This is a genomic window from Bacillus sp. FSL R5-0439 (genome assembly GCF_038008805.1).
Classification (GTDB): Bacteria; Bacillota; Bacilli; order Bacillales; family Bacillaceae; genus Bacillus; species Bacillus safensis.
Map to the genome: position 1 here is coordinate 1,100,787 of NZ_JBBOZW010000001.1, position 23,419 is coordinate 1,124,205.

The 23,419-nt window shown below is 41.9% G+C and carries 21 protein-coding genes and 1 riboswitch; of the genes, 12 read left to right on the forward strand and 9 right to left on the reverse strand.

Annotation, left to right across the window (positions count from 1 at the left end):
* Positions 1-7: 7 nt before the first annotated feature.
* A complete protein-coding gene (locus NST59_RS05455) occupies positions 8-1,822 on the forward strand; it encodes an IucA/IucC family protein (RefSeq protein WP_106025281.1) in 1,815 nt (604 codons plus the stop codon).
* 43 nt (positions 1,823-1,865) lie between these two features.
* On the opposite strand, the gene NST59_RS05460 is transcribed toward NST59_RS05455, so the two are convergent.
* The 5 genes from NST59_RS05460 to NST59_RS05480 all read right to left on the reverse strand — a co-directional run bounded on the left by NST59_RS05460 (position 1,866) and on the right by NST59_RS05480 (position 9,903).
* Positions 1,866-2,723, reverse strand: a complete 858-nt coding sequence (locus NST59_RS05460) for a GNAT family N-acetyltransferase (protein ID WP_341040409.1) — start codon at positions 2,721-2,723, stop codon at positions 1,866-1,868.
* 100 nt (positions 2,724-2,823) lie between these two features.
* Entirely contained in the window at positions 2,824-3,759 is a 936-nt protein-coding gene (locus NST59_RS05465) for an anti protein (protein ID WP_107163853.1), read from the reverse strand.
* Between the two features lie 120 nt (positions 3,760-3,879).
* Positions 3,880-7,308, reverse strand: coding sequence for a methionine synthase (gene metH, locus NST59_RS05470; RefSeq protein ID WP_126682030.1), 3,429 nt, complete (start codon positions 7,306-7,308; stop codon positions 3,880-3,882).
* Positions 7,292-9,133 (reverse strand): bifunctional homocysteine S-methyltransferase/methylenetetrahydrofolate reductase, encoded by a 1,842-nt coding sequence (locus NST59_RS05475; RefSeq protein ID WP_058838834.1) that lies wholly within the window; start codon positions 9,131-9,133, stop codon positions 7,292-7,294. Before NST59_RS05475 ends, metH begins: the two co-directional genes overlap by 17 nt.
* A gap of 78 nt (positions 9,134-9,211) precedes the next feature.
* Positions 9,212-9,330, reverse strand: a riboswitch (SAM riboswitch).
* 81 nt (positions 9,331-9,411) lie between these two features.
* Positions 9,412-9,903, reverse strand: a complete 492-nt coding sequence (locus NST59_RS05480) for a YajQ family cyclic di-GMP-binding protein (protein WP_012009527.1) — start codon at positions 9,901-9,903, stop codon at positions 9,412-9,414.
* A gap of 237 nt (positions 9,904-10,140) precedes the next feature.
* Between NST59_RS05480 and NST59_RS05485 the strand changes: the two genes are divergently transcribed.
* The 3 genes from NST59_RS05485 to NST59_RS05495 all read left to right on the forward strand — a co-directional run bounded on the left by NST59_RS05485 (position 10,141) and on the right by NST59_RS05495 (position 13,956).
* Positions 10,141-10,989, forward strand: a complete 849-nt coding sequence (locus NST59_RS05485; RefSeq protein WP_039177728.1) for a CvfB family protein — start codon at positions 10,141-10,143, stop codon at positions 10,987-10,989.
* 343 nt (positions 10,990-11,332) lie between these two features.
* Positions 11,333-12,310 (forward strand): BMP family lipoprotein, encoded by a 978-nt coding sequence (locus tag NST59_RS05490; RefSeq protein ID WP_126682028.1) that lies wholly within the window; start codon positions 11,333-11,335, stop codon positions 12,308-12,310.
* Positions 12,307-13,956 carry a methyl-accepting chemotaxis protein gene (locus tag NST59_RS05495; RefSeq protein WP_144516470.1) on the forward strand — a complete coding sequence of 550 codons (1,650 nt, stop codon included), beginning with the start codon at positions 12,307-12,309 and terminating at the stop codon, positions 13,954-13,956. Before NST59_RS05490 ends, NST59_RS05495 begins: the two co-directional genes overlap by 4 nt.
* Before the next feature lie 47 nt (positions 13,957-14,003).
* On the opposite strand, the gene NST59_RS05500 is transcribed toward NST59_RS05495, so the two are convergent.
* Positions 14,004-14,855: a DegV family protein gene (locus NST59_RS05500; protein ID WP_144516468.1), complete on the reverse strand. Its 852-nt coding sequence runs from the start codon at positions 14,853-14,855 to the stop codon at positions 14,004-14,006.
* Between the two features lie 139 nt (positions 14,856-14,994).
* Between NST59_RS05500 and NST59_RS05505 the strand changes: the two genes are divergently transcribed.
* A complete protein-coding gene (locus tag NST59_RS05505) occupies positions 14,995-15,837 on the forward strand; it encodes a YitT family protein (RefSeq protein WP_039177740.1) in 843 nt (280 codons plus the stop codon).
* Between the two features lie 15 nt (positions 15,838-15,852).
* Positions 15,853-16,308: a BsuPI-related putative proteinase inhibitor gene (locus NST59_RS05510; RefSeq protein ID WP_341040417.1), complete on the forward strand. Its 456-nt coding sequence runs from the start codon at positions 15,853-15,855 to the stop codon at positions 16,306-16,308.
* A gap of 50 nt (positions 16,309-16,358) precedes the next feature.
* Here the strand turns inward: NST59_RS05510 and NST59_RS05515 are convergent, their stop codons facing one another.
* The 3 genes from NST59_RS05515 to NST59_RS05525 all read right to left on the reverse strand — a co-directional run bounded on the left by NST59_RS05515 (position 16,359) and on the right by NST59_RS05525 (position 17,597).
* The gene (locus tag NST59_RS05515; RefSeq protein ID WP_024425070.1) at positions 16,359-16,550 is read right to left on the reverse strand and encodes a DUF3813 domain-containing protein; all 192 of its coding nucleotides are present in this window, start codon (positions 16,548-16,550) and stop codon (positions 16,359-16,361) included.
* On the reverse strand, positions 16,547-16,696 hold the full coding sequence (locus NST59_RS05520) for a hypothetical protein (RefSeq protein ID WP_024425069.1): 150 nt from the start codon (positions 16,694-16,696) through the stop codon (positions 16,547-16,549). The genes NST59_RS05515 and NST59_RS05520 overlap by 4 nt, the downstream gene beginning before the upstream one ends.
* An 88-nt stretch (positions 16,697-16,784) precedes the next feature.
* Positions 16,785-17,597 carry a Cof-type HAD-IIB family hydrolase gene (locus tag NST59_RS05525; RefSeq protein ID WP_024425068.1) on the reverse strand — a complete coding sequence of 271 codons (813 nt, stop codon included), beginning with the start codon at positions 17,595-17,597 and terminating at the stop codon, positions 16,785-16,787.
* Between the two features lie 137 nt (positions 17,598-17,734).
* Between NST59_RS05525 and NST59_RS05530 the strand changes: the two genes are divergently transcribed.
* The 6 genes from NST59_RS05530 to argJ all read left to right on the forward strand — a co-directional run bounded on the left by NST59_RS05530 (position 17,735) and on the right by argJ (position 23,408).
* On the forward strand, positions 17,735-18,520 hold the full coding sequence (locus NST59_RS05530) for an alpha/beta fold hydrolase (protein ID WP_047201775.1): 786 nt from the start codon (positions 17,735-17,737) through the stop codon (positions 18,518-18,520).
* Between the two features lie 46 nt (positions 18,521-18,566).
* The gene (locus NST59_RS05535) at positions 18,567-18,875 is read left to right on the forward strand and encodes a metal-sulfur cluster assembly factor (RefSeq protein WP_024425066.1); all 309 of its coding nucleotides are present in this window, start codon (positions 18,567-18,569) and stop codon (positions 18,873-18,875) included.
* Positions 18,876-18,999: 124 nt separating this feature from the next.
* Positions 19,000-20,445, forward strand: coding sequence for an FAD-binding oxidoreductase (locus NST59_RS05540; protein ID WP_341040420.1), 1,446 nt, complete (start codon positions 19,000-19,002; stop codon positions 20,443-20,445).
* Complete coding sequence (locus tag NST59_RS05545; RefSeq protein WP_126682023.1) at positions 20,442-20,990, forward strand: MFS transporter; 549 nt, start codon at positions 20,442-20,444, stop codon at positions 20,988-20,990. Before NST59_RS05540 ends, NST59_RS05545 begins: the two co-directional genes overlap by 4 nt.
* Before the next feature lie 137 nt (positions 20,991-21,127).
* Positions 21,128-22,165 (forward strand): N-acetyl-gamma-glutamyl-phosphate reductase, encoded by a 1,038-nt coding sequence (gene argC / locus NST59_RS05550; protein ID WP_058838837.1) that lies wholly within the window; start codon positions 21,128-21,130, stop codon positions 22,163-22,165.
* 22 nt (positions 22,166-22,187) lie between these two features.
* Positions 22,188-23,408 carry a bifunctional ornithine acetyltransferase/N-acetylglutamate synthase gene (argJ, locus tag NST59_RS05555; protein ID WP_039177764.1) on the forward strand — a complete coding sequence of 407 codons (1,221 nt, stop codon included), beginning with the start codon at positions 22,188-22,190 and terminating at the stop codon, positions 23,406-23,408.
* Positions 23,409-23,419 lie beyond the last annotated feature (11 nt).

Consider the following 23,419-nt stretch of genomic DNA (forward strand, 5'->3'; position numbering starts at 1 on the left):
TGAAGCGATGAGTGTACAAGATGAATTGAAAAAAGCGGTGAATCCTGCTGCTTGGAAAAAGGCAAACCAGAGAATGGTGGCAAAAATGCTGTCCGAATACATGTATGAGGACATGCTTCATCCTGTCGAGCTGGATCGTAAGGATGGCATTGCCCAGTATGAATTAATCATTCATGAACATAAGAAATATCGTTATCTGGCAAAACCTCGGTTGTTTGATAGTTTTGATACAATCGCTGAATCAATTGAGTGCTGCCAGGATGGAAAGTGGTCAAAGGATGTCAGTGCCATTGTGTTTTTACTAGACATTCAGCCGATCATTCCAATGTCCTCTGACACAACAGGCCATCTTATCAAAGAGCTTCACCATACTTTGTTAGCCGATGTCCATTTGCTGTCGAAAAAAGCGCTTCGTGCGGATGAGCTGACAGATACGGATTATGCATGGATTGAAGGAGAAATGACAGGCCATCCTTGGATTGTGTATAACAAAGGGCGTATAGGATTCAGCTACGATGATTACTTAGCCTATGCACCAGAACGTCAAGAATGTGTGCAGCTGTCTTGGATTGCTGTTCACAGGGAGCTTGCGACATTCCATGCAGTCGATCATGAAAACTATGAGCAGGTGATCGCCAAAGAATTAGATGAAGTCACGATTCGTCAATTTCAACGTGTGTTAAAGGATGAAGGACTGAATGCAGCTGACTATTATATGATGCCTGTCCATCAGTGGCAGTGGACGCATATGATTATTCAGCATTTTCCGGAAGATTTGGCCTTGCGCCGGATTGTGTATTTAGGAGAGGGGCTGGATCAATATATCCCGCAGCAGTCGATCAGAACCTTTACAAATATCTCAAATAAAGGCAAGCATCATATTAAACTGCCAATGAGCATTTTAAATACACTTGTGTACCGTGGACTTCCATCAGAACGTACGGTCATTGCCCCGCGCATTACAGCACATATTAAAGGGATTGCTGATCAAGACTCATTTTTATCTGATGTGTGCCGCGTCATTTTACCAGGTGAGAATGCAAGTATCAATGTCGATCATCCATACTACAGCAAACTGTCTGGTGCGCCGTATCAATATCTTGAGATGCTCGGTGTCATTTTTAGAGAAAGCATTTATACGTACTTAGAAGAAGGGGAAAGCCCTGTTACACTTGCGGCACTCACATATGAGGATCATGAAGGAGAGCCGTATATCAAGCAGTTGATTGGAAAATCAGGTCTCTCCGCAAAAGAATGGATGGCGAAGTTTTTCCATGTCGTGATGCCGCCGCTTTTGCACTTTATGTATCAATACGGCACAGTCTTTTCACCGCATGGTCAAAATACGATTCTTGTGTTAAAAAATCATCAGCCGCATCGTTTAGCGATCAAAGATTTCGTGGATGATGTGAATATAAGTGACCAGCCGCTGCCTGAATTAGCTTCACTAGAAGAAGATTTAAAAGAAGTGCTGCGCAGTGAGCCGCCAGAAGGTCTAGTACAATTTATCTTTACAGGATTATTTATTTGCAATCTGCGCTATGTATCCAACGTATTAGACAATCACGATCTGTTAGATGAAACGACTCTTTGGCGTTTGCTTGCTGATGAAATTCAGCAGTATCAAAATCAATTCCCACAGCTAAAAGACCGTTTTGAATTATTTGATCTATTCCAGCCGAAGCTGACAAAGCTTTGCTTAAATCGTAATCGAATGATTGATTATGGCTATGGAGATGGAGATGACCGCCCGCATGCATCAGAGCATGGGAAGGTCACAAATGCACTCGCTCATGTTCTTTCGTCAGTTGGAGAGAAGTAATAAAAAAGCTGTAGACATCAAGTGTCTACAGCTTGTTTGTTTTTTAAGAAAATGCTTGAGAGGCAAGGAAATAGAAAAGGGCGGGATCATTTAGTTTTTCTTTTCCGCGAATCATCATGAAATGGGCTACGTTTGTTTTCGTAAATCCTGCTTCAACAAGTGGTTCATGAAGGCGTTCAGCAGTTTCTTGCTGCATATCTAAACGAATTGCCCCTGAATAAGACGAGATGAGTGATTGGATGAGCGAGAGAGCGGTTTGTTCATCGTTTGCTGCAAGCGGCCCAATCATGAGATTAGCAGGGGTTTCGATGCCAAATGCAAAGCCAGTTGTTTCATGATGCTCATTCTGTGCGATCAGCCGGAACGATGCTCGATCCATTCGCTTTCTTATAAAGCTAGATCGATTGGTGCCTGCACCTTTTTCGTCAAGTGCTTCAATAGTCGGAAGGTCCGCTTCATCAGCAGGAGAAAGGTGAATCCCGCCTGACACACGAAAAGCTGATGGATTCGTGGTCTGTGCTTTGTATGTATGAATATAGCCGGCCGTTTGAAATCCGATTTTTTCGTAAACGGGCTGTCCTTGTACAGTAGCAGTTAAAACGACAGGAACGCTTTGATCGCTCCGGCGAAGCAGGGTGTCAATCATTTTCCGTGCAAGGCCTAAGCCGCGATGCGTCTCAGATACAATAACTGCACCAATTGATGCTGCTTTATCATATTGGAAAAGTCCCGCACATGAGATGACTTGTCCATCCGTTGTTGAAAAACCAGTAAAATATCCGTTTGTTAAAAGAGATGTAAGCTCATCCGCATTGTAATCAGGCCAGTCGACCTCTTTTGACAATGCGATAAGATCGGGTATGTCATCGAGTGTTAATGTTCGTTGTACAACGTTTTCCAATACACGCAACTCCTTCTTAGCTGATTTCATCTATATGTATCGTACCATAAGAAAGCATAAGAAAAAGGAAAAGGGAGATCCTTTTCCTTTTGTCCTCTTATTAATAATTCAGGTCACGGTTGTATTCATATTCGAAGGTGAGCTGCAAGTTTTTAATCGACACGACGCCTACTTTAATTAATCGTCCACCGATAAGCTGAGGGACCTCTATCGCGTTGAAAGAAACAAAAAAGCGGTCTTTTGCTGGAACCTGGCTTGTTTTATAGGAAGAGATATCAACCTTTTGACCGTTCCAAGGTACATTCACTGCTCCGCCTTTTAAAGAAGAAACGGTGAAAACATAATTGTGTGCGTTGGTACTGCCTTTATCAGCCTCTAATGAAAGACCAGTTACGACAGCATCCTGCGGCAGACTGCTTAAATCAAAATTAGAATTTGGAGAACCGGCTTCATTGAAGCTGTTGAGTGTGGCTGGCGACCCATATCGTTTGAGTGTTGCTTTTTCAATGCTTTTATCAAAGACAATGCGGTACATTTTATCTTCTTCATTTAGTAATTGTTTAGGCTTAACCGCTAGGTAGTAATCCGTACTGGCGGCAATTTTCGGCATATGAATGATCTCATTTTGGTTGTATGTCCGCACAGAGGAAGACACAAGCGCGCCGTCCTTATTGTAAAGATAGAGATCAAAATCATTTCCTGACTTTACATTCACAAGTTTAATGGAAAAACGACCGTCCGCACCATCAAATTTGGAACTGGTGAAATGGTAAAAGTCGACGTCATTTATAGAAGAAATACTTCCCTCGTGATATAAATAAGATTTATTCAAATAAAGAGAAGGCTGCAGGAACTGAGCTTTTTCCATCGTATCATTGTTGGCATAATCACTGTCTGGATACTGGTGCTCCAATTCTTCTGTATAATTTTTTGTTTGTTTCGTAGATGCTTCACTTGCTAGTGCAGGTGATTGGAAGAGAGAGGCAGCGATGAAGAGACCGGCAAGCAGTAAAAAACCAATTTTCTTTTTAAACATGACAAACATCTCCTATTCATTCATTTTCTTTCATTTATATTATCGGTGGATTATTGTAAAAATTGATATTTATTCCATTTTTATAACGAAAAAGAACCCCCAATCACGGAGGTTCTAGAGTTAATGAACATTAAAATATCGAGCTTCAGGGTGGGAGACGACAATCGCTGAAACAGATGCTTCAGGTTCCATCATGAATCCTTCTGTCAGGTGGATGCCGATTTTTTCAGGCTGAAGCAGCTTGAACAACTTTTCTTGGTCCTCGAGATTTGGACACGCTGGATAACCAAAGGAATAGCGCTGCCCTTGATATTTCGCTTGAAATCGTTTTTCCATTGTAAAATCGACTGGGTCAGGGAAGCCCCATTTGTCACGAATCACTTGATGGGTTCTTTCAGCTAATCCTTCTGCAAGCTCAAGTGCCAGAGCTTGGACAGCATGCATTTTTAAATAATCTCCTTCCTGCTTAAATTGCTGCGCGACTTCACGTATACGCGCGCCAGCTGTGACGGCGAATAAGGCAATATAATCTTTCTCGTTTTCATCACTTTTCCGTACATAATCAGAAATGGAGCGGTACGGGAGCTTCTCCTGCCTTGGAAATTGGAACGTTTCAATGATGCGGTCAGGCTTTTCGGGATCATAAATATGCAAATCATTTCCGTCTGAACCGGCAGGGAAGAATTGATACACAAATGCTGGCGCAAACCAGTTTTTCTCTCTGCCTTCGTTTAGAAGATCTGTGACAAGCTGTTTTAATTCCAATGCTTTTGGGTGCTGTTCAGCTAATAAGGTTTTGACCTTTCCCTTTAAGCCGAGATGATGACCAATGAGCATTTGTTCATTCACATAAGGCATAATATGATGCAAATCGATGTCCCTCACATAATGGCGTGCAGTATCTTCTGGCGTAAATACCGGTGCCTGAGGAAGGGCTACGCGTTTTTCTAGTAATTCAATGACAGCTTTCGGCTGCTTTCCTTCTTTCTCCTTGAAAGGTGCCACTGGCTCCTCTTCGGGCTTTGTTTGAAATTGCAGTGGATTCGCTTTTAACTCATTGGCTAATGACAGACCGTCCATGGCATCTTTTGCATAAAGAACAGGTCCATCATAATGAGGCGAAATTTTCATTTTCGTAAATTTGCGAGAAAGGGCAGCACCGCCGACCAAAATAGGAACAGAAATATTGGCCTTTTGTAAATCCTGAGCGGTTAATACCATTTGCTGTGCGGACTTTACAAGTAAGCCTGATAATCCGATCATATCTGGTTTTTCCTTTTGCACAGCTTCAATCAATGTTTGAGGTGTCACCTTGATGCCGAGGTCGACTACTTGAAAGCCGTTATTGCTCAAAATGATGTCGACAAGGTTTTTCCCGATATCATGGACATCTCCTTTTACGGTCGCAAGAAGAATCTTTCCTTTCCCGCTGGCATGCTGCTTTTCCATATATTGCTCAAGGAACGAAACAGATGCTTTCATGACCTCTGCTGATTGAAGCACCTCGGCGACAATCAGTTCGTTTTGATTAAAAAGACGACCAACCTCAGCCATTCCCTGCATTAACGGACCATTGATAATATGAAGCGGCGATTCATATTGCTCCAAAGCAAGGGATAAATCATCGATGAGACCTTCTTTCGTTCCTTCGACAACGTAGAGCGCCAGCCTTTCATCAAGTGATAAGGAGACCTTTGGTTTTTTCTCCGTTTTCTTTTTGCCGCGGTAAAATTGGGTGAATTCAGCCAGTGTTTGGTCATTTGTTTCATAAAGCAAGGTTTCAGCTAGTTTGATTTCTTCCTTTGGAATGGATGCGAAGCGCTCAAGCTTTTCCGTATTCACGATGGCATAGTCAAGTCCTGCTTGCACGCAGTGATACAAATAGACGGCATTTAAGATTTCTCTGCCAACAGGCGGAAGTCCGAAAGATACATTGCTGATGCCTAAAATGGTGAGGCACTCGGGCAGGGTTTCCTTGATCATTTTAATGCCTTTGATCGTTTCTTCAGCGGCGCCAATATATTGCTCGTCTCCAGTGCCTACAGGAAAGACAAGCGGATCAAAAATAATGTCACTTGCAGGAATTCCATATTTCTTCGTTAACAAATCATGCGAACGTATAGCAATTTCAAGCTTTCGTTCTGCTGTCACAGCCATTCCTATTTCATCAATTGTGCCAACAACAAGTGCACCGCCATATAGCTTCACAAGAGGTAGAATCTCTTCAAAACGTTCCACGCCATCCTCAAGATTAATAGAATTGATGATGGCTTTCCCTTGAGAATAGGTGAGTGCCTTTTCAATCACGTGTTTATCCGTTGAATCAATGACAAAAGGAGCTTTCACCTTTTTCATCGCTTCTTGTAAAAAGCCTTCCATGTCTGCTGCCTCATCACGGTCTGGATCGGCGAGACACACATCAACGACGTGAGCGCCATTTTTCACCTGAGCACGAGCAATTTCTGCTGCTTCTTCAAACTTTTGTTCCGCAATGAGCCGTTTGAATTTGCGAGAACCAATGACATTGGTCCGTTCGCCTACAAAAAGAGGACGCATTGAATCCTCATAAATAAGGGGCTCAATTCCTGATACGGTATGCTGCGGTGATTCGCGAGTGATATGACGCGGCTGAATCGTGCGTACTTCATCTGACAATGCTTGAATATGTGCAGGTGTCGTTCCGCAACAGCCGCCGACAATATTTAACCAGCCTTCCTTAGCAAAGGCGGCGATTTTTTTAGCAAGAGAAGCAGGGGATTCATGATATTGGCCTTCTTCATCTGGGAGACCAGCATTCGGATAGCAGCTCACCGCTGACTTTGCGATGGAGGAGAGCGTGCGGATGTGGTCTGTCATAAATTCTGGACCAGTCGCACAGTTCAGGCCCACACTGATGGGTTTCATATGCTCAAGAGAGATATAAAAGGCTTCGATATCCTGACCAGCAAGGGTGGTGCCCATCGGTTCAATCGTTCCTGATACCATGAGTGGTAATTGAATGCCTGCCTTCTGAAAGGCTTCCTGAATTCCTTTGAAACCAGCTTTTACATTCAGCATGTCTTGGCTTGTTTCTAAAAGAAGGGCATCACACTTTCCGTCAATTAGAGCGCGAGCCTGTTCTTCATAGTTTCTGACGAGCTCACTGAAGGTTGTGCCGCCTGTTACAGACAATGTTTTCGTTGTTGGGCCCATTGCGCCTACAACAAAACGTGGCTTATCCGGTGTGGAGAAACGGTCTGCTTCAGCCTTTGCCAGCTGTGCAGCTCGAACATTGAGTTCATAGGCAAGGTGGCCAAGCCCATATTCATCAAGGACGAGCTTTGTCGCGCCGAACGTATTTGTTTCAATGAGATCGGCACTTGCTTCGAGGTATTCCCTATGGATCGCACGGATGATGTGAGGGGCTGTCACATTCAAATACTCGTTACAGCCCTCATACTCTTCTCCGCCAAAGTCCTCTGCTGTCAGGTTGGCGTTTTGAATCATTGTGCCCATTGCACCATCAAGGACGAGGATGCGTTTTTTGAGCTGTTCAGTGATAGTTGACATGGATGTTAGACTCCTTTTCTTTCTGATGGATGTAGGTGGTCAGTTCTGCTGTTAAATCTGATCGAAGGAAAGGAGTAATTAAATAAATGCCATTAAACAATTCGCAGGCTGTATCTAATAAAGAGCGAGCAATCGCTAAACCTTCTGCTCGCTGCTTTTCTTTATCCTCGCCAGCCTTAGCCATAATGTCACGAATAGAATCAGATAATTTGATGCCGGGAATTTCGTGATGAATAAACTCTGCATTTCGGCTGCTTGTTAACGGCATAATGCCGATGTAAATAGGTTTATCCAAGTGGCGGCTTTCCTCATGAATTTTCACAAGCTGTTCTTCAGAATAAACAGGCTGTGAAATAAAATAATCAGCGCCGTATTCGATTTTTTTCTCAAGACGTTTGACCGCTTTATCTATATGACGCACATTTGGGTTAAACGCGCCAGCCACTGAAAAATTGGTCTTTTTGCCAAGAGGCTTTCCTGAGAAAGAAAGGCCTTCATTAAATTGCTTGATGAGACGAATCAAATCAAAGGAGGTTAAATCATACACAGATGTTGCACCTGGGAAGTCTCCAATTTTAGATGGATCGCCTGTGATCGCTAAAATATCGGTTAATCCAAGAGTGTCGAGCCCCATTAAATGGGATTGTAGCCCAATCAAATTACGGTCGCGGCATGTGATATGAACAAGAGAACGCATATCAAGCTGCTGCTTTAATAATGCGCCGCAAGCGACATTGCTAATACGCGGAGTTGCAAGAGAATTATCGGCTAACGTTAACGCATCAATGCCAGCATTCTTTAATTCATTTGCAGCAACGAGAAATTTTTCGAAGTTCAGCTTCTTCGGTGGATCGAGCTCTACGATAATCGATCGTTTTTTCACAGCCAGCTCATCAAGACCTGGTTCAGTGCGCTGATCTTGGATGGAAATGATTTCTTCTTTTAACACCTTCACTTCTTTTTCAGTAATCGGTGCTAAATCTTTGACCGCTTCAGCCATTGCGCTAATATGTTGAGGTGTTGTTCCACAGCAGCCTCCGATAATGCGTGCGCCCTGATTTCTAAATTCAAGTGCACTTTTTCGGAAATAATCGTTATCAGTATCATAGACGAGTCTGCCTTCTTCAAGAGAGGGGAGACTGCTGTTAGGATAGACAGATAAATGCGAATTTTCTAAAAGTGGAACGCCTTCGAGTGCCTGAATCATGTGATAAGGGCCCAGCCTGCAGTTGATGCCGACGACATCTGCACCAAGAGATGATAACTCAGATAAACCATCCTTCAGCGGGGTACCATCCTGCAAAACGCCTTGTTCATGCATAGAGACATTCATGACAATCGGGAGAGTCGTTTCTTTGCGAGCAATTTGGAGAACAGCCTTCGCTTCTTCTATGTCATAATACGTTTCAAGCAATAATCCGTCAGGCTCTTCATTTAATAGGATATACAGCTGCTCTCTAAAGCTTCGTTTGATTTCTTCTATAGAGTAGGCATTTTTGTTAAACGTTCGAATGCCGCCAATTGTTCCGAGTACATAGGCAGAGCCAGCGGCTGCTTTTGCAATTTGTACCGCTTTTGTATTGATTCGTTTCGTTTCTTCCTCTAAGCCGTAGCGGGATAGTTTAATATAATTCGCACCGTATGTGTTCGTTTGGATGATGTCAGCGCCTGCCTGCACATAAGCTTCGTGCACGCGTTTCACTTCATCCTCTTTCGATAAATTTAATTCTTCAAAACAGCGGTCAATGCCGTAAGAGTATAAAAGTGTTCCCATCGCTCCGTCAGCTATCAGTACGCGATTTTGTAAGTCTTGTAATAGGCCCATTGTATTCCTCCTTATTTCTATGTAACAAAAAAAGCCTTCTGATAAGAAGAAGACTTTTTGGCTGTATCGTAATTCTTCTCCTTATCTTCCAAGCAGTTGCTTGCTGGATTTAGCACCTTGGTCATAGAAAATAGATTTCTACTACACCGGTTGCTGAGGCTTCACAGGGCCAGTCCCTCTGCCTCTCTTGATAAGAAAGCAATATGAACATGTCAATGAATTGAACTTCCATCAACTGTAACGAAAAATGCAGAAATAATCAATGGAAAATTTGAAATTTATCGAAAATTTATAAATTGGACATCAATCGGCAAATCAGCCTTACGCATAAGAGAAATAACCTCTTGTAAATCATCTTTATTTTTCCCTGTCACACGCACTTGGTCATCCTGAAATTGTGATTTCACTTTGATACCAGACTGCTTGATGAGTGCGTTGATCTTTTTAGCGTTGTCTTGATCAATCCCGCTGATCAGCTTCGCACGCTGGCGTACTGTACCGCCAAGAGCATGCTCGGTTTTTCCGTAATCGATGTTTTTAGTTGGCACATTTCGTTTGATCAGCTTTGTCACAAGTACATCTTTTAGCTGCTCAAGCTTGAAGTCATCATCAGAAATGAGAACAAGTTCTTCTTTTTCGAGAGAAATATCACTTTTACTTCCTTTAAAATCATAACGGTTTTTAATTTCTTTCAGCGCTGCTTGAACAGCGTTTTGCACCTCAGGCAGTTCGACTTTCGATACAATGTCAAATGAGCTTTCTTTTGCCATCACACATGACCTCCAAGTATTGATATTGCGTCTATTTTATCATGCCAATAGGCGAAGAAGAAACTTTATCGAAGAGATGAGGCAAAGAGTTCAGCCGGCTGCGGTATAAATCGTGACCAGTTTGTCCACTTTAGCTAACAGAACTAGAGATGTTCATGCGGGGAGAAGTATAGTAGAATAAAGTGAATCAAAAGATGAACGAACGCTCTTTTATGGGCAGATAGGAAGGAAGAGAACATGAGACCAGGTGAGCAACTGACCTTGCAAATAGAGAACGAAATGGAATACGGCTACTTTTTGACAGATGGTGAAGATTCGGTTCTCCTGCACCGCAGTGAAATGACAGAGGATCTTGATGACCGAGATGAAGTAGAGGTCTATTTATATGTAGATCATGAAGAAAGACTCGCTGCCACAATGAAAATCCCTACAATTAACGCACATACATATGGCTGGGTACAAGTTGTAGACGTGGTAGAAGACATGGGTGCATTTGTCGATGTTGGACTATCAAAGGATGCACTTGTGGCAACAGAACACCTCCCGCCATTTGAGGAAGCATGGCCGAAAAAAGGAGACAAACTCTACTGTATGCTGAAAGTCACAAGTTACGGCAGAATGTTCGCAAAACCAGCCACAGAAGACGTGATCAGTGAATTGTTTACTGAGGCACCAGAAACCTTAATGAACAAAGAAATCACTGGAACAATCTATCGTTTAATTGCGACAGGTTCTTTTATGCTGACAGATACAGGTGTGCGAGGGTTTATTCACCGCACGGAACGAAAAGAAGAGCCAAGACTAGGATCGACCGTTACGGGACGCGTTATTGCAGTGAAAGAGGATGGAACCGTGAACGTTTCTCTGCTTCCTAGAAAACAGGATGCATTATCTGTCGATGCAGAAGAAATTTTAACCTATATGAGAACAAGAAACGGCGCCATGCCTTACGGAGACAAAAGTGATCCAGAGGATATCCGCGAAAGATTTCAAATGAGCAAAGCCGCCTTTAAACGAGCACTAGGTCATCTGATGAAAAATGATCTCGTTTACCAAAAAGAAGGCTGGACATACGAGAAAAAGTGAGCATTTGCTCACTTCAGCGTGCAGACAAACCCTCGCATTCGGTGTCAGTCCTGCGTGCCAGTACTCACGAATGTCAAATTCGCTCCGCTCCGGTACTCGTCCTTCCTAGGGCTGCAAAGGTTTTCAGGTCACGCTGAAAAGAAGACAAAGTTCTAAAATAAAGTTCATTTTAGCCCTTTGTCAATGATCTAAAAGTGAGCATTTGCTCACTTTTTTATTTTTGTCTTAAATAATGGATTTTTTCTATGAAAAAAGTCATGAAAACCTTCACTATAGCATTGAAACAACGCCCCTCAAATCCGATAAAAAAGGAGTAAGGATGATAAAAGGAGTGTGTTTTTGGATGAAAGTGAAGATTTCATTGCTTCTGATGGCAGCCATGCTTATGGTGCTTGCCGCATGCGGTAATCAACAGGAGGGGTCGCCAAAATCAACTGCGAAGCATATTGGCGTTATGCTCACAGATGATGGTCTTGGTGATCAATCATTTAACGATTCATCATTTAAAGGATTAGAAAAAGCACGTGATGAGCTTGGCATTGAATTTGATTATAGAGAAATTGCAGAAACTGATACATATGAAAAAGGGCTGGCAGAACTCGTAAAAGATGGTAATGATCTCATTATCGGTGTAGGTTTTAGTATGCAAGAAGACCTAGAAAAAGTCGCAAAGAAATATCCGAAGAAGCAGTTTCTTCTGATCGATGCCGTATCTGAGCTGAAAAATGTGACCTCTGTGACGTTTAAAGAAGAGGAAGGCAGCTATTTAGCAGGTGCACTTGCTGCGATGACAACGAAAAGCGATGTCATTGGATTTGTTGGCGGTGTTGATGCAGACGTCATTCATCGTTTTGAAAAAGGGTTCCAAAAAGGCGCTAAATCAGTCAATCCAAAAATCAAAATCTTATCTACCTATGCCGGTACATTTAGTGATGCAGGCAAGGGCGGTAAAATAGCCAAAGATATGATCAAAAAGAAAGCAGACGTTTTATATGCTGCAGCCGGTTATTCAGGTGTTGGTGTATTAAAAGAAGCGCAATCGCAAGGCAAATATGCCATTGGTGTGGACAGCGATCAGTACTATACTGCAGAAAAAGCTGTGATTTCATCTATGGTAAAAAAAGTCGATGAAGTGGTCTATCAATTCAGCGAACAGGTCGTCAAGAACAATCAAATTAAAAGCGGACATGTTGTCTATGACTTAAGCAATGATGGAATCGATATGGCAAAAATCCGGATCTTAAAAAATGCTGAGACACTGACCAAAAAATTAAATGGTCTGAAGCAGACGCTTCTAAAAGAAGAGGGGGGCGCATCATGAGCTTACGCGTCAAAATTTTACTCAACTCACTTATCTCACTTCTTTTAGCAGTTGGCGTCATCGCGTTTATCATTGTCAGCATGACAAAGATCCAATCATCAAATGAAGCAGATGTCCAAACCTTATTAAACGTACAAAAAACGAAGGCAAGCTTTGAAAGTGTCGAGCAAGCAATGACCAATTATTCGATGACACTTTCAGATGAACAGCTAGAGATCGTTCAAAACGATATTTCTACAGCAAAAAAACAGCTGCAAACGTTAAACAAGCATGCAGGAAATTTGAACAAAGAGGCATTAACAAGGTTAAATTCAAAATATGACACATGGACCAAAGAAGCCAACAATGCCATTGGCGAAAAAAACGCCTCGGATGCAAGACGTGTGGCAGCAAGAATTGATGGCGTTTTAAACGATGTGCATACGATGAATAAAAGAGCAGAAGAAGCGTATAAACAAAATCTAGAGGATGCAGCAGACAATGTACAATGGATTATTACAAGTGCACTCGTCTCAGCCCTCACACTGATTGTCATTGCCGTCTTTTTGAATATGGGGTTAACGCGATCCATCGTGACACCTATCAAATCACTTTCCTACAGAGCAAAGCAGATCGCAGAAGGGAATCTTGCTGTGGAGCGGACAGATATTCAGCGTAAGGATGAAATCGGCGGCTTGAATGAATCCTTTAATCAAATGACAGATCAGTTGATTAGTTTGATTAAAGAAATCAGCCATGTCTCAAGCCGAGTAGAGACATTCTCGATCCACCTGAATGATGAAAATAAAAAGATGATGGAATCTGCCAATCAAGTATCTGTCTCAACAGACGAAATGGCCAATGGGGCACAAGCGATTTCAGAAGATCTCCAGCATGGCGTCAGCTTGATTGAGAAAATGGACCAGCATGGACGTAAAAATTCCGAACGCTCACAAACGGTCATCCGCAGTACAGAGGATGCCATCGAAGCCGTAGAAAGCGGAAAGCACACGTTAACAGAAACAAAATCAGCGATTGAAAAAAATACACATGCCACGAGACAAATCGAAGAATCAGCAGGAGAATTCACGCAATACGCCAGCGGAATCTCGGCCATGGCCAAAACGGTTTCTGACATTGCGGATCAAACAAACTTACTTTCCTTAAACGCAGCCATTGAAGCGGCAAGGGCAGGCGAAGCTGGAAAAGGCTTTGCCGTTGTAGCAGATGAAATTCGCAAGCTTGCCGATGAATCGTCAAATGCAACAAGACAAATTTTTGACATGGTCAGTCATATTGAAAGAGGGATTCAATCCATTAGTCAAACGGTTCAAGAAGGGGTCAAGCTTTCACTTCAGCAGCAGGATGCGATGGACAAAACCTCACACTCCTTTGAAGATATAGAAACAAAAGCGCAGCATATTAAACAAGAAATGGCGGTCTTAAATGACCAAATTATCCAATCAACAGAACTTGGCGGACAAGTACTGCACTCGATTGAAAATATTAGTGCAGTAGTAGAAGAAACAGCAGCTGGCAGCGAAGAAATTTCTGCCTCAGCAAATGAACAGCTGCAATCGTTCCATCAAATGAACAAACAAGTCGAAGAATTGATGAGTATGACGGCAAGGTTAAATGAAACCGTCCAGCGATTTAAACTTTCATAAGAAAAACACCCTTCCCGTGTTGTGTCAGGGAAGGGTGCTTTTTATGATCATTTGCCTGTAAAAAAGATCGCAAGCGTGCTAGGTCCTGAATGGGACCCCACAGCGGCGCCGATGATATGAACATCAATTTCTTTAGGATGAAATTCGTCTTCAATCAGTTGTTTCATGTCTTCTGCAAGTGCAGGATCATCACCATGACTAATGCCAACCGTTTGATTACGCCAATCCGTTCCGCGTTCTTTCATTAGTTCAATAATGCGTTTCAGCAGCTTTTTACGTCCGCGGATTTTTTCTAGCGGGATGAGTTTTCCATCTTCGACATGTAAAATGGGTTTAATGCTTAACAAACCGCCCACAAATGCGGATGCTTTACTGATTCTTCCGCCTCTTGCTAAATACGTTAAATCGTCTACAGTAAAAATATGTTGTAAAGATTCACAAAAATGCTTTACAGACGTTTCAATTTCTTGTATTGTATTTCCGTCAATGGCAAGTGACTGAGCGTGTTTGACAGCAAGCCCATAGCCAAGTGAAGCGCATTTAGAATCAATGATTCGTAAATCAAAATCAGGGTATTCTTCCTTCACTTCGTTTGCCATCATCACAGCTGTCTGATATGTACCTGAAAGCTCTGATGAAAAAGCGACATAGATGGCAGATGTATGGGTTTGAGCGGCAGAGACAAAGGCTTCCTTGATCCGGTTTGGTGAAGCCTGTGACGTTTTTGGACTGGCTCCTTGTCTCATCGCATCAAATACTTGTTTTGGTTCAATGGTGATCAAATCCTCAAATTCCTGCTCGCCAAGCAACACGCGGAGCGGAATGAGTGTTATGTTATGTTCATCATAATAAGAAAGAGGCAGATCAGCAGCACTGTCTGCTATGATATGAACAGTCATATAAATCCCTTCTTTCTAAAAAATAAGCCATATTTTACATCTTTTTAGCCTAACTATATCATAGAAATCATCTTTTCGTGTTCAAATTCTAAATTTTAGGGAAAACCATAGAGAGAATGGTAAGTGGAGGAATGACAACATGTTCATTGGAGAAGCAAAAAAACTCATTGTCGTCGTAATTGGTGCATTACTCAATGCGATTGGACTGAATTTATTCTTAATCCCAGCTGACGTATATGCGAGCGGTTTTACAGGGGTAGCCCAGCTGCTATCCAGCTTAATCGATCAATATGCGCCATTTTATGTATCAACAGGGATTCTATTATTTATTTTAAACATTCCAGTCGGCATTTTAGGCTGGATGAAAGTTGGCCGTTCCTTTACTTTGTACAGCATCATCAGTGTTGCACTAACAACCATTTTCCTTGGCGTTTTACCAGAAACGAGTGTTTCCCATGATATTTTATTAAATGCTGTGTTTGGCGGTGTCATATCCGCCGTAGGGATTGGGATCACGCTCAAATACGGGGCATCGACAGGCGGACTCGACATCGTTGCTATGGTATTAGCAAAATGGAAAGACAAACCAGTTGGCACGTATTTCTTCATTTTAAATGGAATCATCATTTTTACAGCAGGATTATTACAAGGTTGGGAGAAAGCATTATATACGCTTGTCACATTATATGTGACCACAAGGGTCATTGATGCCATCCATACAAGACATGAGAAGCTGACCGCGATGATTGTGACGAAAAAAGCAGATGAAATCAAAGAAGCCATTTACGGAAAAATGGTCAGAGGTATTACGACTGTACCTGCAAAAGGCGCATTCACCAACGAGCAAAAGGAAATGATGGTGATCGTCATTACAAGGTATGAGCTGTATGAACTTGAACAAATTATTAAAGAAGTCGATCCAAAAGCCTTTACAAATATTGTGCAGACAACCAATATTCTTGGATTTTTCAGACGAGATTAAAAAGGTGGGTAGCAGATGAAAAAAGGGTTGGTACTTCTTCTCATTCTATTGTTTTTAGCCGCTTGTGGACAACAAAAAAAGGATGAACCAGACAAGGAGGTTTCCGGTCAAATGAGAGAAAAAACGGTTGTACTCACAGTAGACCCCGTCCAGAAAGGTTCTTCAGTTCAATTTAACATGTCACTGAAAAATGAATCAGATCGAGATATTGAATTTACCTTTAACACAAGCCAAAAATTCGAGCTCAGTGTGTATGACGAAAACGGGAACGAACAATATCGCTATTCGAAAGACCGTATGTTCACACAGGCCATCCAAACTTTTGTGCTGAAAAAAGGCGAGGCCTATGATTTTCAAGACACGTGGTCAAACGGTGTAAAGCCCGGAACATACGAAGCGGTTGTAACGTTTAAAGGAAAAGCAGAAGGGCTGAAACAAATCACGGAGAAGAAAACATTCCAAGTCAAATAAGCAAGGGAATTAGAAAAAGCTGTCCATCAAATGTGGACAGCTTTTTTATGTCAGAGATCATCAAGCAAGTCTTGGAAGGTATGCAGCTGGTTTCTTTCTGCATCTGTCGAATTGGCAAATGCAGAGGATACGGCATTTTTCGCTCGTTTGACTGCCTGTTGACGCTCTAACCCAGATGAAAATGAAGAAGTAAGAGCTTCTTCAGTAAATGATTTGGCTTGATCAAAAAGTTCGTTTCTCACAATGAACCTCCAGAAGCATCAGTCTTCATATTTCCTCTGTCTGACGCTTCTTCAAGTGTCGAACGGTAAGGAAAACGTGCATCATGAAGACTGACTGAATCTTTACCTTGTTGTATAAAGCGTTTCGATTTGCTTCTTTTACCCATTCGGAATCCGCCCCTTTACACAAGCTGACAGGACAACCTGTCTAACGGTAGTATGCCCGTTTCCATCTGCTATGTATGAATGGAAAAATTAAAGCGAGAAGTAATTCGTTAGAAACTTTGCAATCCCGTCTTGTTCATTCGTATCAGTGACTTCATTTGAAACACGTTTCACGGCATCAATTCCGTTGCCCATTGCCACACCGCATCCAGCAAATTCAAGCATTTCTAAATCGTTGTCTTCATCTCCGAATGCCACAATCCGCTCCTTAGGAACACCGTAATAATCACTGATCTTTTGCAATCCAACAGCTTTGTTCATGCCTGTTTTAATGATTTCAATCACGTGCCACGGGGCAGCCCAGCGTCTGTGATCAATCACTTCTGCATGAACATCTGATAAATAGCTTCGAATAGCTCCGACGTCCTCTTCTTTTGCATGAATTAACACGCTCGTCACATTCTCTCCAAGGTTGTCCCTTAGGTCCCCAACAGTGACTTTGTTTGCATTCATATTAAAGATATCAATGAGTTTTTCATCATGATAATGGAAATACAAATCGTCTAACACTTCAGCTAACACATTGTGCACTTTATACTCTTCACTAATGTCTACAAGCTGTTTGACCACTTGAAGATCAAGTGACGTATGAAATCTGCCCCATTTCTCATCAAGAGGATGATGGACAAACGCTCCGTTAAAATTCACAATTGGTGAATCAAGCTGTAATTGCTGATAATAAGGAGAGCTGGATCGAAATGGCCGGCCTGTTGATATACAGACGTGATGCCCGCTGTCTCTCACTTTTTGAATGACGTCAAGTGTGTGCGCAGAAATGGTTTTATCATCTTTTAATAATGTGCCATCCAGGTCAAGTGCGATTAGATAAGGTTTAGTCTCCATAAAATCTCCTTTGATCTGTAAGTGATAGGAGGCAATTCATGTTAGCGCCTCTTTCTATAGTGTATCTTTATCACATCTTTGTTGTCTACATGTTAAAATAAACAAAGACGGGAATGATAAAGGAGGATTCATAGGCTGTGATCACCATTGATGAGCAAATTACGCGCGATATTCCATTTTTACATATCGTAAAAGCTGAAAATAAAGACAAACCGCTGCCGCTTGTATTTTTTATTCACGGATTTACAAGTGCACGAGAGCATAATTTACACTTCGCCTTCCATCTGGCGGAAAAAGGCATGAGAGTCATTTTGCCTGACTGTGCTTATCATGGTGTAAGATCAGAAAACCTCAGCTTAGAGGAACTGGCATCAAAGTTCTGGGAAATTGTCCTGAACGAAATTCGTGAAATCGATATACTCAAAACATACTTTCAAGAAAAACAATTGATTGAAGCCGATTTGATAGGCGTTGCAGGTACTTCCATGGGCGGCATCACTACCTTTGGTGCACTTGCCAAACATGACTGGATCAAAGCCGCTGTCAGCCTGATGGGGAGTCCGAACTATACGACGTTTCTAAAAGCACAGATCATGGACATGCGTCACAAAGGGTTGATGAAAGACATTACAGACGAAGAGGTTCATCTGCAATTAGACGCCCTGCGCCCATATGATTTAACGCTGCAAACGGATCGATTAAACAAAAGACCGCTGTTATTCTGGCATGCAGAAAATGATCCTGTGGTCCCGTACAGGCACGCAAAATCCCTATACGATGAGTTAGCGTCCACACAATATAAGCAGGATCCGCACCTGATTCGCTTTATCACTGATGGACAAGCTGGCCATAAGGTCTCAAGACAAGCGATGTTTGAAACGATTGACTGGTTTGTGACTCATCTGAAAAGCACAAACGTTTAGTCATAACAAAAAGTACGTTATACTAATGGAAAAAGGAGTGGATATCATGGATGAAGCATTGAAAGAAAATATTTTAGGCGCCCTAGAACAGGTGATTGACCCTGAGCTGAATGTCGACATCGTCAACCTTGGACTTGTCTATGATGTCGATCTTGATGAGAATGGAAAAGCGGATATCACCATGACCTTAACATCAATGGGTTGTCCTCTTGCACCAATTATTGTGGATGAAGTCAAAAAAGCATTAAGTGATCTTCCAGAAGTAAAAGAAACAGAAGTTCACATCGTATGGAATCCGCCTTGGACACGAGACAAAATGTCAAGATACGCAAAAATCGCGCTCGGTATTCAATAAGCACAAAATGAAAAATGCCTGGTATGAGATAAACTCATGCCAGGTTTTTTTTATGAAAAATTAAGGTGGAGGAAGAGAATGGCTTGATATAATGGATGTAATTTTATAGAACGGAGTACCTATCATGAAACGAAAATGGCTATGGGTCGTTCTTTTGATCGTATATGCTGCTGCATTTTTTGCATCAATCACCATACGCGAAAGCCAAACACACAAAAAACAGGATCTTGAGGCTTTTACTGATGTTAGTCATCTCATGCCTGTCAAAATCAAAAAAGTTGTTCAAGGAAAAGAAATAGACACGTTAAAAGACGTATTGAAAGAAGCAAAAGCAAAACACCTGCCGATTTCTATTGCCGGAAAACAGCATAGCATGGGCGGCCACACATATTATGAAAACGGCATCGTGCTTGATATGACGGAATTCCGCCAAATTTTAGCGTTTGATCCAAAAAAGAAAACGATTCGGGTTCAAAGCGGCGCTACATGGGATGATATACAAAAATATGTGAATCCATATGGTCTTGCTGTGAAGGTAATGCAATCGCAGAATATCTTTACAATTGGCGGATCTTTAAGTGCAAATGCACATGGACGTGACATTCGTTACGGGTCACTCATTGACACAGTTCGCTCATTCAGGCTGTTAAAAGCAGACGGTGAGATTGTCACAGTAAAGCCAGGCGATGATTTATTTACTGCCGTCATTGGGGGATACGGTTTGTTCGGCGTCATTTTAGATGTGGAGCTTTCTTTAACAAAAGATGAACTATATAAAATGGAGACAACCTCTCTGGGTTACGATGAGTATACGGATTATTTTCAAAAGCATGTCAAACACAATAAAGAAGTACGCATGCATCTTGCCAGAATCTCAACAGCGAAAACAAACTTTTTGAAAGAGATGTATGTGACGAATTATTCACTTACTTCACAACAAGGGATTGAATCATATCAAGAACTGAAAGAAGACCAACTCGTCATGCCTTTGAAATTTATGCTCGGCCTTTCAAGAAGATTTGATATGGGAAAAGATCTGCTCTGGAATTTGCAAAAAAAGTATTTCTTAAGTCAAAATGATCAGCTGATCACAAGAAACAATGTGATGCGTTCTGACTCTGCCTTTTTAGAATATGAAAATGAATCCGACACAGATGTGCTGCAGGAATATTTCGTCCCAGTTGACCGTTTTCGTGCGTACATCGATGACATGAGATCCTTTTTACAACAAGAAGATTTGAATCTAATGAATATCACAATACGTTATGTACAAAAAAATGAAAAAGCGGATCTCTCCTATGCGAAACAAGATATGTTTGCACTTGTGCTTTTAGTGAATTACGGGTTCGAAAAAGAAGAGAAGGCGGAAGCCGAGCGAATCATTCGAAAAATGACAGATATCACGCTGCAGCACGATGGAAGCTATTACTTACCGTATATGCCTTATCAAACGAAAGCGCAAATGAAGCGGGCGTATCCTAAAACCGATGTATTCTTCCAAAAGAAAAAACAAGCAGATCCAGATGGCACGTTCACCAACTACTTTTATGAGAGGTACAATACACAATGAATGCAAAAGCAATGAAATGGTTCGTCTACTCACAAAGTCTGCTGTTTTTCGCCAGCAGTTTGATTTTCCCTTTTTACATTCTTTTTATTAAAAATGTTGGGTCAAGCTATTCACAGTTTGGTCTTGCCTACGGCCTGTTTGGTTTAAGCGGAGCATTTATTCATTTACTCTTAGGGAAACTGCCCGAAACCACCGACAAGCGGCTCTTTTTAATCATTCATTCGTTCGGTATGGCGTTTCTTTTGCTGCTTTTTCCGCATATAACAGAAGTGGAGCAAGTGTATATGATTCAGCTGGCACTTGGTGCGCTTGGCGGCTTTCAAAAGCACGGAGAGAAACTGCTCGTCACGGACCTCACAACAGAGAACAAAAGAATGAAAGAAGTCGGTCACTATCATTTTTGGACAGCTCTTTTTTCATCCATCGCCATTATGCTTGGGGGCCTGTTTGCTGATTTCTTTACCGTTTACTTCATTTTTTATGCAAGCTCTATATTATATTTATGCAGTGCGCTCATGGTCATCTATATCAAAAACGAAAGATAAATCCGCATGTCTCATGAAGATATGCGGTTTTTTTGTTGAAAAAAAATGAAAACAAATATTAAATATACAATTGAATTAATTTTTATACATGTTATAATGTTAAATAATTTCACAAAGATCAAGAGGGTGTATTGACGTTGAAAATAGGTATTATAGGTGCTACAGGGTACGGTGGTGCGGAATTGGTTCGTATCTTCAAGCATCACCCGCATGTGGAGGAATGTATATTGTATTCATCAAGTGGTGATGGGCAATCATACAGTCAATCTTATCCACATCTAACAGCGATTACTGACCAAACATTAAAAACCATTGACCCGGCTGCTATTGTGCAAGAGACAGATGCTGTGTTTTTAGCGACTCCAGCAGGCGTATCAAGTGAACTGACGCCAAAGCTTATGAATCAAGGAGTGCCGATCATTGATTTATCAGGTGATTTGCGCATTCAAGATGGAGACACCTATGAAGCTTGGTATAAACGAAGGGCAGCGGATGAAGCATCTGTTCAACAAGCGGTGTACGGTTTATCCGAACTGAATCGTGACAAAATTCAACAAGCTGAAGTGATTGCCAATCCGGGCTGCTTTCCTACCGCAGTTCTTCTCGGTTTAGCACCGCTCATCAAACAGAATGTCATCGATGAATCTATGATTATAATAGATGCAAAAACAGGGGTGTCCGGTGCCGGACGATCTGCCTCACTTGGAACGCATTTTTCAGAACTAAACGATAACTTTAAAATTTATAAGGTGAATGAGCATCAGCATACGCCAGAAATAGAGCAAATATTAAGAGAATGGAATCCGCAGACGGCGAACGTCACATTTTCTACGCATCTTGTCCCGATGACAAGAGGGATTATGGCGACGATGTATACACAATTAAAAACCGATGTCACAAAAGAAGAATTGATGAAGCGAATGAAAGGCTTTTATGAAGATTCCTATTTTGTCAGAGTGAGAGATCACGGCGTTTATCCACAAACGAAAGAAGTATACGGCAGTAACTTCTGTGATATTGGCTTTCATTTAGATGAGCGAACAGGGAGACTTACAATCGTGTCGGTCATAGACAATCTCATGAAAGGCGCGGCCGGCCAAGCGGTTCAAAACTTCAACATCATCAAAGGCTTACATGAAGAGGCGGGCCTCACAATGACACCTCTTTATCCATAAGAGAACAGGGGAGACAACAAACATGATCGAATTGAATGAAAAAAGCATTGTCAAAATAGACGGTGACGTATCATCACCAAAAGGCTTTGAAGCGAAGGGGATTCACATTGGCTTGCGCTATTCAAAAAAAGACCTTGGCCTCATCGTCAGCGAAGTACCAGCAGCAAGTGCAGCGGTCTACACACAAAGTCACTTTCAAGCTGCGCCTCTCAAAGTCACACAACAAAGCTTAAAAAAGACAGGACAATTAAAAGGTGTCATTGTCAATAGTGCCATCGCCAATGCATGTACTGGTGAGCAGGGATTAAAAGACGCATACGACATGCAGGCAGCCTGTGCAGATATGTTAGGTGTAGCACCTGATTACATTGCTGTTTCTTCTACTGGTGTCATTGGGGAATGTCTGGAGATGGATAAAATCAAAAAGGGCATCGCCGAGTTAAAAGAAGCAAAAGCCGAAAAAGGCCATTTTGAAGAAGCGATCTTAACGACAGATACTGTCATTAAAAATACAACATACACCCTTACGATAGACGGAAAAGAGATCATCATTTCAGGCGCAGCAAAAGGCTCTGGCATGATTCACCCGAACATGGCGACAATGCTTGGCTTTGTCACAACAGATGCAAATGTCGAACAGGAAGCGTTACAGCAAGCGCTTCGTGACATTACAGATGTGACCTTTAATCAAATTACCGTCGATGGAGAAACGTCGACAAACGATATGGTGCTCGTGATGGCAAATGGCATGGCAGAAAACGATGTACTCAATGAAGAGCATCCAGAATGGCCATTGTTTAAAGAAGGATTAAAACTAGCTTGTGAGGATTTAGCCAAAGAGATTGCGAGAGATGGAGAAGGTGCAACGAAATTAATCGAAGCGAAAGTCGCTGGTGCTAAAAATAATTTGGAAGCCGGCATCATTGCGAAAAAAATCGTTGGTTCAAGTCTTGTCAAAACCGCCGTATATGGTACGGATGCTAACTGGGGCCGAATCGTTGGAGCCATTGGTCATAGCGCAGCTTCCGTCACTCCGGAAGAGGTAGAAGTTTATTTAGGCGGACAATGTTTATTCAAACACAATGAACCGCAACCATTCTCAGAAGAGGAAGCAAAAGCATATCTAGAGCAGGATGAGATTACGATTTTCATTCAAATGAGTGAGGGAAATGGTGAAGCAGCAGCTTGGGGCTGTGATCTCACCTATGATTATGTGAAAATTAACGCGAGCTATCGCACATAAAGAAGGAGATA